General features: G+C 70.8%; 13 protein-coding genes. 4 read left to right on the top strand and 9 right to left on the bottom strand.

Translation table 11 applies throughout. The features are described 5' to 3' along the window. Nucleotides 1-137: 137 nt before the first annotated feature. The 5 genes from ACZ5UM_RS11865 to ACZ5UM_RS11845 all read right to left on the bottom strand — a co-directional run bounded on the left by ACZ5UM_RS11865 (nt 138) and on the right by ACZ5UM_RS11845 (nt 6,860). Nucleotides 138-602 carry an SdpI family protein gene (locus ACZ5UM_RS11865; RefSeq protein ID WP_464844357.1) on the bottom strand — a complete coding sequence of 155 codons (465 nt, stop codon included), beginning with the start codon at nt 600-602 and terminating at the stop codon, nt 138-140. Nucleotides 603-899: 297 nt separating this feature from the next. Next, complete coding sequence (locus ACZ5UM_RS11860; protein ID WP_464844355.1) at nt 900-1,748, bottom strand: hypothetical protein; 849 nt, start codon at nt 1,746-1,748, stop codon at nt 900-902. Next, a complete protein-coding gene (locus ACZ5UM_RS11855) occupies nt 1,741-2,295 on the bottom strand; it encodes an RNA polymerase sigma factor (protein WP_464844353.1) in 555 nt (184 codons plus the stop codon). The genes ACZ5UM_RS11860 and ACZ5UM_RS11855 overlap by 8 nt, the downstream gene beginning before the upstream one ends. A 745-nt stretch (nt 2,296-3,040) precedes the next feature. Then, on the bottom strand, nt 3,041-4,225 hold the full coding sequence (locus ACZ5UM_RS11850) for an N-acetylmuramoyl-L-alanine amidase (protein ID WP_464844352.1): 1,185 nt from the start codon (nt 4,223-4,225) through the stop codon (nt 3,041-3,043). Between the two features lie 82 nt (nt 4,226-4,307). Next, complete coding sequence (locus ACZ5UM_RS11845) at nt 4,308-6,860, bottom strand: N-acetylmuramoyl-L-alanine amidase family protein (RefSeq protein ID WP_464844351.1); 2,553 nt, start codon at nt 6,858-6,860, stop codon at nt 4,308-4,310. A 182-nt stretch (nt 6,861-7,042) separates the two neighbouring features. Here ACZ5UM_RS11845 and ACZ5UM_RS11840 point away from each other — a divergent pair, with 182 nt between their 5' ends. The 4 genes from ACZ5UM_RS11840 (at nt 7,043) to ACZ5UM_RS11825 (ending at nt 9,824) form a co-directional block, all read left to right on the top strand. After that, nucleotides 7,043-7,687, top strand: coding sequence for a hypothetical protein (locus ACZ5UM_RS11840; RefSeq protein WP_464844350.1), 645 nt, complete (start codon nt 7,043-7,045; stop codon nt 7,685-7,687). A gap of 30 nt (nt 7,688-7,717) precedes the next feature. Further along, a complete protein-coding gene (locus ACZ5UM_RS11835) occupies nt 7,718-7,945 on the top strand; it encodes a heavy-metal-associated domain-containing protein (protein WP_464844349.1) in 228 nt (75 codons plus the stop codon). 103 nt (nt 7,946-8,048) lie between these two features. Then, nucleotides 8,049-9,053: a glycosyltransferase family protein gene (locus ACZ5UM_RS11830; RefSeq protein WP_464844348.1), complete on the top strand. Its 1,005-nt coding sequence runs from the start codon at nt 8,049-8,051 to the stop codon at nt 9,051-9,053. Between the two features lie 84 nt (nt 9,054-9,137). Continuing rightward, entirely contained in the window at nt 9,138-9,824 is a 687-nt protein-coding gene (locus ACZ5UM_RS11825) for a glycosyltransferase family 2 protein (protein WP_464844347.1), read from the top strand. 685 nt (nt 9,825-10,509) lie between these two features. Here the strand turns inward: ACZ5UM_RS11825 and ACZ5UM_RS11820 are convergent. From ACZ5UM_RS11820 to ACZ5UM_RS11805, 4 genes are all read right to left on the bottom strand, one after another. Beyond that, nucleotides 10,510-11,073, bottom strand: a complete 564-nt coding sequence (locus tag ACZ5UM_RS11820; protein ID WP_464844345.1) for a hypothetical protein — start codon at nt 11,071-11,073, stop codon at nt 10,510-10,512. Nucleotides 11,074-11,147: 74 nt separating this feature from the next. Next, the gene (locus ACZ5UM_RS11815; protein WP_464844344.1) at nt 11,148-12,536 is read right to left on the bottom strand and encodes a glycosyltransferase family 4 protein; all 1,389 of its coding nucleotides are present in this window, start codon (nt 12,534-12,536) and stop codon (nt 11,148-11,150) included. After that, nucleotides 12,533-13,531: an NAD-dependent epimerase/dehydratase family protein gene (locus tag ACZ5UM_RS11810; protein WP_464844343.1), complete on the bottom strand. Its 999-nt coding sequence runs from the start codon at nt 13,529-13,531 to the stop codon at nt 12,533-12,535. Before ACZ5UM_RS11810 ends, ACZ5UM_RS11815 begins: the two co-directional genes overlap by 4 nt. Beyond that, nucleotides 13,528-14,328, bottom strand: coding sequence for a nucleotidyltransferase family protein (locus tag ACZ5UM_RS11805; RefSeq protein WP_464844341.1), 801 nt, complete (start codon nt 14,326-14,328; stop codon nt 13,528-13,530). The genes ACZ5UM_RS11810 and ACZ5UM_RS11805 overlap by 4 nt, the downstream gene beginning before the upstream one ends. Nucleotides 14,329-14,391: the final 63 nt, after the last annotated feature.

The following is a 14,391-nucleotide window of genomic DNA, read 5'->3' as shown; positions in this document are numbered from 1 at the left end:
GACGACTGCCGCGGGTTGGTCCGGCCGACCGGCCCGCCCCGCGGCGCGACTCACGGGGGCCGACGCCGTGTACACCGAAGCGTCAGCCCCCGTGCGGGATCGCCCGCCGCGGCCGGCGGGCAGCCGGCGCGATGCGCCTACGCGCTCACCTGCCGGTAAGCCCAGTAGGAGTACACCGCCGGAACGACCACCATCACCGCGACCACGGCCATGGACACCCACATCCGCAGATAGGGCGGGAAGAACACCACCAGCGCGTGCAGCAGGCTGAGGACGACCCAGACCCGGCTGGCGAACTCGTGGGTGCGGGTCCAGACCTCCTCGCTGGCCAGGGTCCAGGGCGTGCGGATGCCGACGAAGTAGTTGTGCCGGAACCGGCGCATGACCACGCCCAGGAGGAAGAAGAGCGCGGACATCGCCAGGAACATCACCGCCATGGGCGAGATGGAGAGGCCCAGGGCCTCGGCCACGATCGCCAGGTGAAGCAGCAGGACGAAGGCGGGGATGGCCTGGCGGATGTAGCCGTAGATGCGGCCGAAGGCGGCGTAGTTCTTGCGATGGGGGTCCACGAGCGGCAGCAAGAGAAGCAGCAGGTAGAGCACTGCGGCAACACACGCATCCCCCCTCTGCACGTTTCCGCGGCCAACCCGGAGGCGCGCCTGCCTTCCCCGGCGGCTCCCGCCCCCGCGGGGTGGTGCCGCGGCCCTGCGGCGCCTTCGCGCGGCTCCGCTGGCCTCGGCCGGCCCCGGGGAATTCCCCGGGGCCGGCCCGCACCGCTTCATCCCCAAGTATACCATTTCTGCCAGACTTCCGTCTATAACCTGTCTAGTCTGCCAACTTTCTCCGCTGCGCAATCCCCCGGCAGCGTGGTCCCGGGGCGCCAGGACTGCCCGGGTCCGCTACGGATGGACCGCTGTCTCCGCCAGCTGCACCACCGACGCGAAGTCGGGGCCGTTGAGGCTGACGCGCACGTCGCCCGCCAGCCAGTCGCACTGGACCAGGGTGTATCCGCCGCCGACCGTGCGCCGGGTGCAGACGGCCTCCACGCCGCCCAGGTCGACCACCTCGGTGCCCTGCACCGCCTCCCCCGCGGGCGTGTAGATCGTGAGCGCCGGAACCGGCACCGGCTCGGGGTCGAGACTCCCGCCGTCGCCCCTGAGGAAGACCGCCCGGGCAGAGAGGGTGTACAACTGCCCCTGCCACGAGTACACCGCTTCCACGACCCGCATCTCGCCCTGGGATCCCGCCGGGACCGTGATCACCGCAGCCTCGCGCATCACGGCCCCCTCCTGCCGGACGGCGGGCACGTCGAACCCCGCCAGGGCCGCGGCTTCGGCCAGGTCGCTGACCGTCTGCCGCTCCTGCCCCAGCTCTCCGGGCTGCGGAGGCTCCGCCTGGTGCGCAGCGCCGGGCGCCTCGGGGTCGGCGGAGTCCCGCTGGGACGGGACCGCCCCGGTTCCGGGCTCGGGCAGCGTCACCACCTGTGCCGGCCTTCCTCCCGCCCTGCCTTCCCACAGGATCTTCCACAGGGCGATGACGCCGTTGGCGGCCACCGCCCGCACCGGCGGGAGCAGCAGGCTGACAAGCAGCACGGCGGCAGCAGCTCCGACGACAGCGGCGCGCCGGCTGCGCCGCCGTTCCTGACGGATGGCTTCGGCGATCTGCCCCCAGCGGTCCGGAGGCTGGTGCCCTTCCACCCCGTAGCGGAACGCGCCGCGAATCACCTGGTCGAACCGGGCATCATCCATGGGTCAGCCGCTCCTTTCCTTCCCCTCTCATCGGTTGGCTCAGCACGAGCTCCTTCAGCCGCTGTCGCGCCGCGTGAAGGCGCGACTTCACGGTGCCTACCGGCAGGCCGAGGATCTGCCCGATCTCCGGCAGCGAGAAGTCGTGGAAGTAGCGAAGCATCAGGATCTCGCGCGGCTGCTCGGGTAACAGGAGCAGGGCCCGCCACACGTCGGCATGGATCTCGGCATGATCCAGCCGTGCGTCCGCATGACCCCCGTGCGGCCCGTCGCCACAGGGCACCCAGCGGCGCTCCTGCTGCTGGAAACTGCGGCACCGGTTGATGACGATCCGGGTGAGCCAGGGCGCAACGGGGCGGGATACATCGAAGGTGCGGATGGACCGGAAAGCCCGGACGAAGGTCTCCTGGACCGCGTCCTCCGCCCGGTGCGGGTCCCCGAGCACGATCAGCGCCGTATGGTACATCTTCGAGTTGTACCGCCGGTAGAGCGCTTCCATGGCGGAAAGATCGCCGCGCTGCGCTGCCCGGATCAAGGCGATCTCATCCATGCCGGCATCACCTCTCACTCTTTATACCTTCCAAACCGGAACCCGGTTCGCCTCGCCGTCTGGAGCTTCCCGCGCCGCGGCGCTGTCTTCGGCTTCGCTCGTGGCGCCTACGGGCCATCCCGGCTGTTCGGCTTCGCTGGGGGTGCTCACCGGCTATCCTGGCTGTTCGCTTTCGCTGGTGATGCCCACCGGCCATCCACCGGCCATCCCGGGTGTTCGCTTTCGCTGGTGGTGCCGCCGGGCCATCCCGGCGGTTCGGCTTCGCTGGGGGTGCCCACCGGCTATCCTGGCTGTTCGCTTTCGCTGGTGGTGCCGGCGGGGCATCCCGGGTGTTCGGCTTCGTTGGGGGTGCCCACCGGCCATCCCGGGTGTTCGGACTCGCTGGGGGTGCCGCCGGCCCACCTGGCTGCTCGGCTTCGCTCGGGGTGCCCACCCACCATCCGGGCTGTTCGGACTCGCTGGGGGTGCCGCCGGGCCATCCCGGCTGTTCGGCTTCGCTGGTGGTGCCGCCGGGCCACCTGGCTGCTCGGCTTCGCTCGGGGTGCCCACCCGCTATCCCGGGTTTTCGGGTGCCCCCAGCCATCCCTGCTTGCGCAGTCTCCAGGTGGCAAGAGGAAACCCCTGCTCCCCGGTCCGCGGGGGCAGGGGCTTCCGCCGGCCAGGCTCACCGCCATCACCAGCGAAGGCGAACAACCGGTATACCCCGGAGGTAGGGGGTACGGGGGTACGGGGGCGGGCGCGACGGTCACCGGCGCCGGCTGGCGTAGCGCCTGGACTTCCCTCGCATGATGGCCGCCTGGACCCAGTTCCCCTCCGGTGCCAGGACCATGACCGGCTTCCGGACTGCGCCGTCTGTCGGCGGGACGGACACCGGAGGGGAAGCCAGGCTCCGCTCCACATCTCTCCGCGTGGTCAGCACGTCCGCCACGAACCGGTTCCAGTTGAACAGGCCTGTGGCGGGGCCATCCTCCGGGCGCCAGCCCAGGTGCGTCGGGTCGTAGGGGTGCTGGACGGGATCCCACCAGAAGCGGCCCGACACCCGCTCGATCCCGACCTCGAAGACCACCATGAGCCTCGCCACCAGCCAGACCAGCCGCCGGTAGCTCTCCTCCCAGGCAGGGGCGCCCCAGTTGTGCTCACAGATCATCACACCGATATCCCGGTGGTTGCGTCCGGCGGTGTGGTAGGCGATCTCGCCCACGGGCACCAGCTGCCGGATGGCCCGGTCGTCGACGACGAAATGGCAGGACAGGGGCTCCCCGGCCACCGGCCGCTCCAGCACGTCCCGCATGCCGGCTCCGTCGAGCCCCGGGCTGGCGGACCGGTGCACGACAATGCCCTCGACGCCGCGCCAGGGCCCCGCGCCGTCCCGGGCCCCCGGCCTGCCCGGCGCGCCGGGAGAGAGGAAGTCGCGCTGAATCTGATAGGGCTCCCCCTCCACAGGTTCCAGCAGCATCCCGGCCAGGGTACGTGCCACGGCCTCGCCGTATCCGGCGTCGGCGGGCCAGCCCGGGCGGCGGAGGGCGCCCACGTGGGCGATCCGGCCCTTGGCCTCCTCCGGCAGGAAAGGTACGAGGTTGGGCATACCGGGTGGCAGAGGAGCCCCTGAAGCCTGAATGTACAGCGCCTGCAGGTGGGCCAGGACGCCCTCCTCGGGCGAACGGAAGCTGACCCCGGCCTGGCCGGGCCGGCTCACGCCGAGCCCGGCGAAGTTGTACCGGCCCCGCTCCAGCAGACCGTCCATCCGAAAACCGTTGGTCTCCACCACCGCCTGGGCGTAGGCGACATCGCCGCGCACCCCCAGTTTCTCGGCCATGGCCAGGTAGAGCCCCGCCAGATCCGGTGCGTTCGGATTCTCCCGCCGCGTGTACGCTGTGAGCTGCTCCGGCCGGGCCAGGGCCTTTCCCAGAATCGGCGCGTTCCAGGTCACCGCCTTGCCACCTCGCCTGATTCGTTCGTGCTTCAATGTATGGGCGGTGGTTTCAGCAGTGCCCGCGATCGGGCCCGCCGGATCAGGATTCCGGCGGGCCTTCTGCCCTTTTCTTCGCTCTATCCGCCGTGGTGCGGGTCTTCAGCCGCATCAGGATCTGCGCCCGGGGCGAGACGAGTGAGCCGTCCGGCCAGACCACCATCGGCTCCGGCTGACCGGGGCTGCCAAGGAAGGTCACCTGCCCGCCTACCGGGATGTACACGGGTGAAGTCGTCGTCGCCGAGGCAGGTACATCTCCCCCGGGGGGGACCTGCGCCGGCCATGCCATCTGCGCCCCGGGAGGCACCCCTCCGGCAGGCGGCACCTGCCCTGCGTGTGGCACCTGCACGCCCTGGGGCGTCGACCCCCCGTGCGGCACCTGCCCTGCGTGGGGTACCTGCGCACCCTGGGGCATCTGCCCCCCGTGCGGCACCTGCCCCGTGAACGGCTGTGTGCCCTGCGCCCCTGGCCAACCCGCCCATGGCGGCCGCTGCTCCTGCCCACTCCCCAGTGGCGGAAGCTGTCCCTGGAGTGGCTGCACCGGAATCGGCGCCGTCGGCTGTACCCAGGCAGGCGTGACGGTGCGCGGCACGGGCTGGTTCGGATCCTTGGGCCAGGTGGCGAGGATGGACTTCGCCCACGTGGGTCTGGGTCGCTGGGGGCTGCCCGGGGATGGCGAAGGACTGGCCGCCCTGCCGGCTGAGGCGGGTCTTGCCGCCGGCTGAGGTTGCGGAGGCGAAGCCTCAGTGATGATCAGGAACTCCGTGATGCCCAGATCCGGCCGCGAGGCGGTCCGGGCCCGCGCGGACGCCTGGGAGCCATCGGGTGCCGTCTGCGGCGGCGCCCCGTCGCCTCCTGCCACAGGCGCGGCGCCCTGACCTGAACGGTCGCTGCCGGCGGTCGGCATGCCGGACCTCATCCCCTCGGCTGCTGGAGCCCGAAACACAAGCTCCTCGAGGACGGGTTCGCCGGCGGCCGCGGCACCGGGGGCTCCGGAAGCGGGAAGCGCCGGTTGTCGCTGGCCATCTCCGGGAGCTGCAGGGGCAAAGCCGTCGCCGGCCGGCGTGACCTCCTCCTCTGCCCCGCCATCGTGAATGTGCCGTTCGGGGACGCCGGGAACGTCATCGCTGGAAGTGTCGCCGGCGACAACGTTACCCTCCGCTGCGCCACCCTCGGGACTGCCACCGCGGGCAACGTAACCACCCGCCATGCCATCCTCGGAACGCCCGCCCCAGGAAACAAGACCACCCGCCATGCTATCCTCGGGACGCCCACCCCGGGCAACGTAACCACCTGAAATGTTATTCCCGGAAATATCCTCCCCGGTAACGTTACCTCCCGGAGCGTAGCCCTCGGGAGCATCATCTCTGATAACGTTGCCCTGGAGAACGTCGCCTTCCGGAGTATCACCCGTGGAAACATCAACCTCCGCAACCTCAGCCGTGGGAGTGGCACCCTCGGCGACATCACCATCGTCCTTGGGAGCATCACGCCCGGCAGCGTTTCGCCCGGAAACACCATCCTCGGGAGTATCCCCTGCGACAACGTTACCCTCGAAAACACCATCCTCGGGAGCATCCCTTACGGCAACGTTACCCTCAGAAACATCGTCCTCGGAAATATGCCGTTGGGCAACGTTACCTGCAGGAACATCATCCTCTGGAGTATCCCCGTGGGTAACGTTACCTTCAGATACATCATCCTCTGGAGTATCCCCTTGAGTAACGTTTCCCTTGGAAACATCGTCCTCGGGAATAACCCCTATGGCAACGTTGCCCTCGGAGACCTCGTCCCCGGAAGTATCACCCTCGGCAACGTTACCCTCAGAAGCATCGTCCTCGGAAGTATCACCCTCGGCAACGTTACCTTCAGAAACATCATCCTCGGGAGTATCCCCTTGGGCAACGCCCCCCTCCGCAACGTCGGCCCTGTGGAAGAGACCTTCCGGAACGGGACTTACAATAAAGGTGCCATCGGGCACGAGGCCCTCGCCGGCGGCGGTGTCCGGGGCAGAGTCCGCCCAGGCAGGATCCGCCTCGACCAGCCCCGCCGGAGCGTGACCGGCAGACAGCTGGCCGAAGTAGTCCAGGAGCCCCTCGGTGAGCCCGTGGGCCACCCGCAGCTGAAAGCCGCGCCGCATGAGCAGCAGCTCATCCGCCGGGCAGGTGGGGGTCGCCACCTCCACCACGAGACTGACCGGCCGGTGCCCCCGGATCACGGCAGCCAGGTCCGGCGGGAACCACGACCAGAGCGGGACGCCGCGGGACGGCAGGCCCGTGCGGGCGCCGATCCGCTTCAGCAGCCGCTCGGCCAGGCGGCGGCTGGCCAGGGCGTAGGGACTCGGCACCAGCGCCCGCACCCCGCGGATCTGGGTGGAGGGATGGCTTCCGGTCCGCAGGAAGATCAGCACCTCGGCCCCGTGCTGTTCGATCTGCCGGGCCCTGCCGGCCGCCGAGGCCGCGGACGGAGTGCCGGTGGTCACCAGCACGGATGCCCCCTGGGCCTGCAGCATCTCGGCCGTGTAGTTCGCGATGCTCAGCACCGCCTGCTCCCAGGGCGGGGAAGCTTCACCGTGGTCCAAGGCGTCCAGCGCCACCAGCCGCCCGCCTAGCGGCAGCAGCGGCGCTCTGTCGGCCATCGCATCTGCCCGCATGTCCACCCTCCCCTCCCCGCGCACACGCATGGGACGTTACCAGAGCCTATGCGGCCGCCGGAGTAACATTCCCCCTTCGTGGCGCACATAATGAACCAATCCTACAGCTGTCAGGAGGGACCACCGTGCCCGAGGAGCGTCTGCAGCCAGCTCAGCTGGAACCCATTTGCATTCGAACCACGCAGGTCTACGACTGGTGCTACCTGAATGGCACCACCACCGTTCTGCTTCCCGACATCGTGTTCCCGGCCGACACCTCCACCGTGGCCGGCATCGAAGCCGCCATCATCAGCGTGGAGTGCGCGGAGATCGACCGGGACCAGGATCCGAGCGGACTGGCGGCCGTCACGATCCGGCGGCTGGTCACCTTCGAACTGACCTTCGTCGATGCCAACGGCAACCCCGTGCCGGTCATCGTCAACGGCGTCGAGGTGACCTCGCAGACCCGCACCCGCTTCTTCGACGAGTTCATCCGCGTCTGCGCGCCGGAAGGCACCACGCTCACCTGCGAAATCACCGACGCCGCCGCCCGGGCCTTCATGACCGCCATCAACAGCACGCCGGCCGTGCAGGTCGAGCTCTTCGTCTGCCAGAACATCCAGGTGACGGCGGACGTCACGGTCAGCATCAACATCAACGACTACTGCGTGCCGGATGCCTGCCAGACCGGCCCGAAGCCGTTCCAGTGCCCTCCGCCCACGACCCCGCCGCCCGGCTGCGGCGTCGCACCCATGAGCCGGCCGCGGCTGGCCCGCGAAAAGGCCGAGTAACCGCCGCCCCGCGAGGTGAGCAAGACGGCCGTGGCAGGGAGCCTGGTCACGACGAGTCTGAAGGTCTACGGGATGCGGGATGCCGCGGCAGCCCAGCTGGCGTACGACACGCTGCGCCAGATCGACGGCGTCCAGCAGATCGCCCTGAATGTGCCGCTCCGCAGAATAAACGTTACTCACGCACCCCGGCGGGGGATTACTCAGGAGCTGGTCGCCGCGCTGCGCAGTCTGGGCTTCCACGCGCAGGAAAAGGGCTGAGCCCCCCCGCTCTAGCGGGCGTGCCCTGCTTTCCAACTTCACCGAGGGCCGGGCATTGTCCGGTCCTCGGTATCTGTTACTTACGGGTGGAGAGGAGACCGCCATGCGCGTTTCGGTCATCTACCCGCCCACGCTGAACTGGACCTTCCTCAAGCAGCGGCCACAGCAGCTCATGCGGCAGTTCGCCCGGCACGGCCACCCCACCTACTTCTGCAACCTCACGCAACGCCCCGGAAGTCCGCCGGAACCCGTCGCCCCCAACCTCTGGGTGATCCACGACCACGAGGCCTTCGTCGCCCGGAGCCTGCCCGAAGGGGCGCGCCTGGTCTGGTGCTCCTGGCCCAAACTTCACGACACGCTGGACCGCTACCGGCCGGACGCGGTGGTATTTGACGCCGTGGACGACTTCCCCGAGTGGCGCCCTTACGAGGGCCCTATGCTGCAGCGCGCCGATGCCGTGGTGACCACCGCCCGCAGCCTCTTTGCGCGGCTCTCCGGCCTGCACCCGCGGGTCGTCCTCGTCCCTAACGGCTGGGACGAAGATCTCGCCCGGGGACCGCTCCACCCCCGGCCCGCCGACCTGCCGCCGGCGCCGGTGGCCGGCTTCGTCGGCGCCTGGGCGCCCTGGGTGGACGGCAGGCTCCTGGAGGCCGTCGCCGCGCGCCTGCCCCGGTGGCACTTCGCCGTTATCGGCCCGCTGCACGGCCGGCGGCCGGCGCGGGGGGCGAACATCCACCACCTGGGGCACCGGCCCCACGCCCAGCTCGCCCGGTACCTGCACCACCTGGACGTCGGGCTCATCCCGTTCCAACTCACCGCGGTCACCCGGGCCGCCAACCCAGTCAAGCTGTGGGAATACCTGGGGGCCGGCCTGCCGGTCGTCTCCACGCCCATCCCCGAGGTGCTTTCGCTCGGCGGCCACGTGGCGGTGGCGTCGGACCCGGAAGGGTTTGCGCAGGCGATCGAGGCCGCCTGGCACGCCGACACGCCTGCGCGCCGGGAGGCGCGGCAGCAGCTCGCCCGGCAGAACAGCTGGGCGGCCCGCTTTGCGCGCATCCAGGCCGCCTTTCCGGATCTGCTGGGCAACGACGCTCAGTCGCCCTCTTGAACGCCCGGGGCGGGCCTGCCGGGGTCCGTCGGCATCTGCACTGCAGGGCTGCTCCTGGGTGCCATCACAAGGGAGGTCTCCCCCGTGCCGCTTCCGCTGGTGCTGATCGGCTGTCCCGTGCGCAACCGCGCCTGGGCGCTGCCCGCCTATCTGACCGCCCTGGAGGCGCTGGACTACCCGGCGGAACGGGTGCGGTTCGCCTTCGTGCTGAACGACTCCACCGACGACAGCGAGACGATTCTCCGCGCGTTCGCCCGGAAGCGCCCCACGTCACTGCTCCGCCACGACCTCAACTTCCCCCGGTGGCAGCGGGGCCATTACTCCTATGCCAACCTCGCCCTGCTCCGCAACCTCCTCATCGCCGAGACTCTGCGCTGCGAGGCCGACTACCTGTTCTCGGTGGACAGCGACGTCCTGCCCCCGCCCCACGCCTTGCGCCGCCTGCTGGCGGCGGAGAAGCCGCTCATCGGGGCGCGGGTCCCCAACGACCTGCACCTGTCCGGCCCGCACTGGCGCTGCAACTTCCTCTGTGCAGACGCCCGGGGCCGGCTCCGCCACCCCCGCACCTTTCCCCGGGACGCGGTGATCCCCGTGGACGTGGTGGGTGCAGCCGTGCTGATCGCCCGTGCCGTGCTGGAGAGCGGCTGCCGCTATGAACCGGCGCCCACCGGCGAGGATGAGGGGTTCTGCCGCCGTGCGAAGGCGGCCGGCTTCCAGCCCTGGGTCGACACCGGGCTGACCTGCCGGCACCTCATGATGGAGGAATCGTGAAGCCGTGGTGGGGAACTTGCGCACGGGGAGGGCGGTGCACGTTGCGAGCGGAATGTGCGGGGAACGGAAGTGGGCCGGTGTGCGTTCGGCGCGGAAGCGGCGGGGTAGACCTGAGTGAGCGCGCGAAATGTGCAGTCGGACCAGCCCGGGCCGCGTACATTCCGCGCGCAACGGGACGCAAGAATGGCGGGACATGGGCAGTATGGTGGGGGTACCTCTGTGTCCCGGGCGTGAACAGACAAGATGAGGGGGACTTGCGCGCGGAATGTGCAGTGCGCCGAGGCCGGCAGGTGTACATTCCGCGCGGAATCGGCGGCCCAGACCCGAGTGAGCGCGCAGAATGTGCAGTCGGATCACCCCGGGCCGTGCACATTCCGCGCGCAACGAGACGCCGAAATGGCGGGGTATGGGCGGTATGGTGGGGAGAACCTCTGTGTTCCGGGCGCGAACCGACCAGATGAGGGGGAACTTGCGCGCAGAATGTGCAGTGCGCCGAGGCGGGCAGGTGTACATTCCGCGCGAAAGCGGCTGGGCTAACCCCGGGCCTGCCGCTTCGGGAGACTCGGCAGACGTAGATCACGTTCCTTCACCCGGGAAAGGCGACACAAGAGGAAGCCCTGCGGCGACGGCCGCAGGGCGTTGCCTCTTCTGACAGAACCCCGGTGATCACGCACGGTTCGTCGGATCAGGGTACAGTCCGCTCGATCAGGTGTATGGCGTCCACGATCAGGTCCGCGCCGCCCGCGATCGGCTTCGAGAAGGTCAGGCGGAAGCGGCGGGTGCCGTTGGGCGAGAGGCCGGCGTCCAGGTTCAGCTGCAGGCAGCCGACCGGGGTCGCGCCGCCGACGGTGGGAATATCGGCCGCGGCAACGGTGAAGCTGAACCGGCGCAGCAGCCGTCCCTTGGGCTGGGGCTCGGGTTCCGGCAGGAACGCGCCGCCGCTCCGCTCCCGCTGCTGCTCCCACTGGAAGAACTGGCCGAAGCCCGGCTCATCGTAGAAGTCCAGCGTCACCACCAGCGGCGAGGTCGCCAGGCCGCCGACGGCTCCGACACGGAACTGGATCTCGAAGCTGCGGTTCGGGTAGGCGACACCATCCTGCAGGATATACCCCGTCCCCGGCCCGAGGCGGGCGGTCCAGAAGCCGCTGCAGGCGATATCGTCCGACACGGTGGCATCGCCGCTGGCAACCCATGGGATGAACGTGCCGGTCTCAAACTCACTGTTGCGGGTACGAAGCTTGAAAACCATCCAGGACCCTCCTTCAGGGTTGGGACCATGGGTTCCCTCACACAGTCTATGCCGGAGCGCGCCGAGTGGTTATGTCAACAGCCCCAGCACGCATCCAGGACCTCCCCCCACGCCTGCCGCCACCGCTCCAGGGCGTGGACCCTCGCCACCTCCAGGGCTCGCTCCGCCATCCGGGCCCGGGTGCCGGCATCCTGCCAGAGCCGCCGGACGGCCGCGGCGAGGCCCTCCGCCGTGGGCCGCAGGAGGAGCCCGTTGTACTCGTGGATGATGAGGTTGGACAGGCCGCCCACCCACCCGGCGATCACCGGACGGCCCGACGCCATGGCCTCGAGGCAGCTCAGGCTGGTCCCCTCGGAGGCCAGCGACGGGATGACCACCAGGTCCGCCGCCCGGTACTCCGCCGGCATCTCCGCCATGGGCCGGCTGCGGTACCGGATGGCCGGCCGCCTTGCGGAGGCTTCCTGCAGCCGGCGCACCGCCTCCACGGGCCCGGACCCCACGAAGTGGACCTCGATGCCCGGCTCCTCGGTCAGCAGGAGCGCCGCCTGCAGCATGGGCTCCAGCCCCTTCTGCGGCTCCAGCCGACACGGGACCAGCACCCGGAAGGCACCACCGGCGGCACGAATCGATCCGCCGCCGGCAAGGGGCGATGCGTCACCGGTGCGAACCGATCCGCCGCCGGACGGGGCCGCTGCGTCACCGGTGCGAACCGATCCGCCGCCGGACGGGGCCGCTGCGTCACCGGTGCGAACCGATCCGCCGCCGGCCAGGGCCGCTGCGTCACCGACACGAACCGATCCGCCGCCGGCCAGGGCCGCTTCGTCACCGGCACGAACCGATCCGCCGCCGGCAAGGGGCGATTCGCCGACGGCAGGGGCCGACCCATCACCGGCACGGGCCGATGCGGCGCCCGTGCGGGCCGGTTCCGGCGAGAACTGCGCCAGGTCGACGAAATTGGGGATGAACCGGAACCGCTCCTCCAGCTCCGGCCAGGTGGCCCTCACCCAGTTGATCACGTTGGTGTCGTTGGCGACCACGACGGAGAGGGCCTGCAGCGCCTGGCGCAGCCGGGGCGTGAAGTTCGGGTAGGGGCGCCGCACCACGCCGCCGTCGTCCCACCAGAGCGAGTGGGAGACGCCGATGCTGCCCGGCGGCGCTTCGGGGTACGCCATGGACCACAGGTGGAACAGGTGGTGGTCGAAGCTGCGGGCGGCCTCCCGGAAGCGCCGGTTGGTGACCGGCCAGGCGCCGCCCTGCACCACGGTCGGCGCCAGACCGCACACCACCCGCCCGTCGTGCACGACCCGGAAGTCGCAGGCCGCGGCCTGGAAGACCGTGACCTCCCACCCCCGTTCCTCCAGCAGCCGGCAGAGCTCGCTCAGGTGGCGCTCGGCCCCGCCCTGCACGGGCGGCTCGCCGCGGGGGCCGAGAAAGGCCGGCGCCAGCACCGCCACCCGCTTCACGGTCCATCCTCCTCCGCATCCGGAACGCCGGCGGCGGCGCGGTCGTGCCAGTACCGCAGCAGCCGCTCCAGCGACTGCGTGAGCGGCACCTCCGGCGCCCAGCCCGTCGCGGCGCAGATCCGCCGGGGATCCCCCACCAGGCGGTCGGCGCCGGCGGCCGTCTTCGGGGTCTCGGCCGCCCCGCCGGCCGGGGCAAACTGCGGCTCGCCCATCCCACTCAGCCGCCAGAGCTGCCGGGCCACCCATTCCAGCCGCACCCCGCGTCCGGAACAGATGTTGTAGACCGGTTCGGGGTCGTCCAGTTCCCCCAGCAGGGCCAGGGCGCGGGCGGCGTCCCCGGCGTCCAGGTAGTCCCGCACGGCCGCCAGGTTGCCCGTCCGGAGAGGGCGCGGGCGGCCCTCTGCCACCATCGCGGACAGCTGCCGGGCCCAGTTGGCCGGGGCGCTGTCACTCCGGGGGCTCACGCCGATCAGGTTGAACAGCCGGGCGCTGACCACCTCGGGGCCGTGTGCGCCCGCCAGGCTCCGGGCGGCCAGCTCCATCGCGGCCTTGCTGGCGGCGTACGGCGAGGCCGGCCGCAGGGGCGCCTCCTCCCGCCACCGCCCCCGGGGACCGGTGTTGGGGCCGTAGACGGCGCCGGTGCTGGCGAGGACGACCCGCGCGCCGGGCGCCGCCTCCGCCACGGCGGCGAGCAGCCGAAGGGTGCCGGCCACATTCACCTCGAACAGCCGGCCGGCCGACGGGCTGCGGGTAGTGCTGGCCTGCGCCGCCGCCAGGTGGAAGACGATCTCCGGCCGGCTGACCTGCACGGCCTGCCGGACGGCGGCCTCATCGCAGAGGTCGCAGACGACGGGCTGCCACGCCACCCCGTCCTCCCCCCGGACCAGCGGCCGGCGGGCGGCGCCGTACACCGCGTAACCCCGGCGGGTCAGACAGCGGGCCAGCTCCTGCCCGAGCATGCCGGTCACGCCCGTAATCAAGGCCCGGCGGGTCATCCCGTGTCCCCCCGCAGTTCGCGGCCCGGGCCCGCCTCGGTAAGGGAAGCCGGCCCGGCGCCGGACGGCCGCCCGGTGCCGGGCAGGGGTTCGGCGCTCGCCCGGAGACGCTTCTCCAGCTCCGGCCACCGGTCCAGCACGGCGGCGTACTGCTCGGGCGAGCCCAGGTCGAACCAGGGCGCGTCGGTCTCGTACTGCATCACGGGCCGGCCGTCCGCCAGCAGCCGGGCAATCCACTCCGGCATATCCAGCGGGCCCGTCCCCGTGAGGTAGGCCAGGGCCCGGGGATCCACGGCGTAGATGCCGAGCCCCAGCCGCTCGACCCGCTCCGGCTTCTCGTGATACGCCACCACCCGGTCGCCCACGGCCTCCAGCACGCCCATGCTCAGCCGCTCCCGGCGCAGCTGGGTCGCGACCGTCAGCCAGCCGCCCCGGTCCCGGTGGAAGGCGATGAAGTCCCGGAAGTCCAGCCCGGTGACGATGTCGGCGTTGACCACCAGGAACGGCTCATGCAGGTCCGGAATGAGCCGGAGGGGACCGGCGGTCCCCAGGGGCTCGGTCTCCTCCACGTAACGGACCGGCACCCCCACGCGCTCGCCATCCCCGAAATAGCTGCGGAAGACGTAGCCCATGTAGCGCACGGCCAGCGTGACCTCGGTCACGCCCCCCGCCACCAGCCGGTCCAGCAGCCAGGCCAGGATCGGCCGGTGGCCCAGGGGCAGCATGGGCTTCGGCAGGATGCGGGTGTAGGGGCGCAGCCGCAGGCCTTCCCCGCCCGCCATGATCACAGCCCGCATGCGCACTCCCCCGTCTGCTGCACAGTCCTCTGCCGCGCACGATGACGCGCCGTGCGACGGTCA

This window comes from Symbiobacterium ostreiconchae (assembly GCF_055396975.1).
The sequence above is the reverse complement of the archived record's forward strand: the minus strand, read 5'-3'. Positions and strand labels throughout refer to the sequence as shown.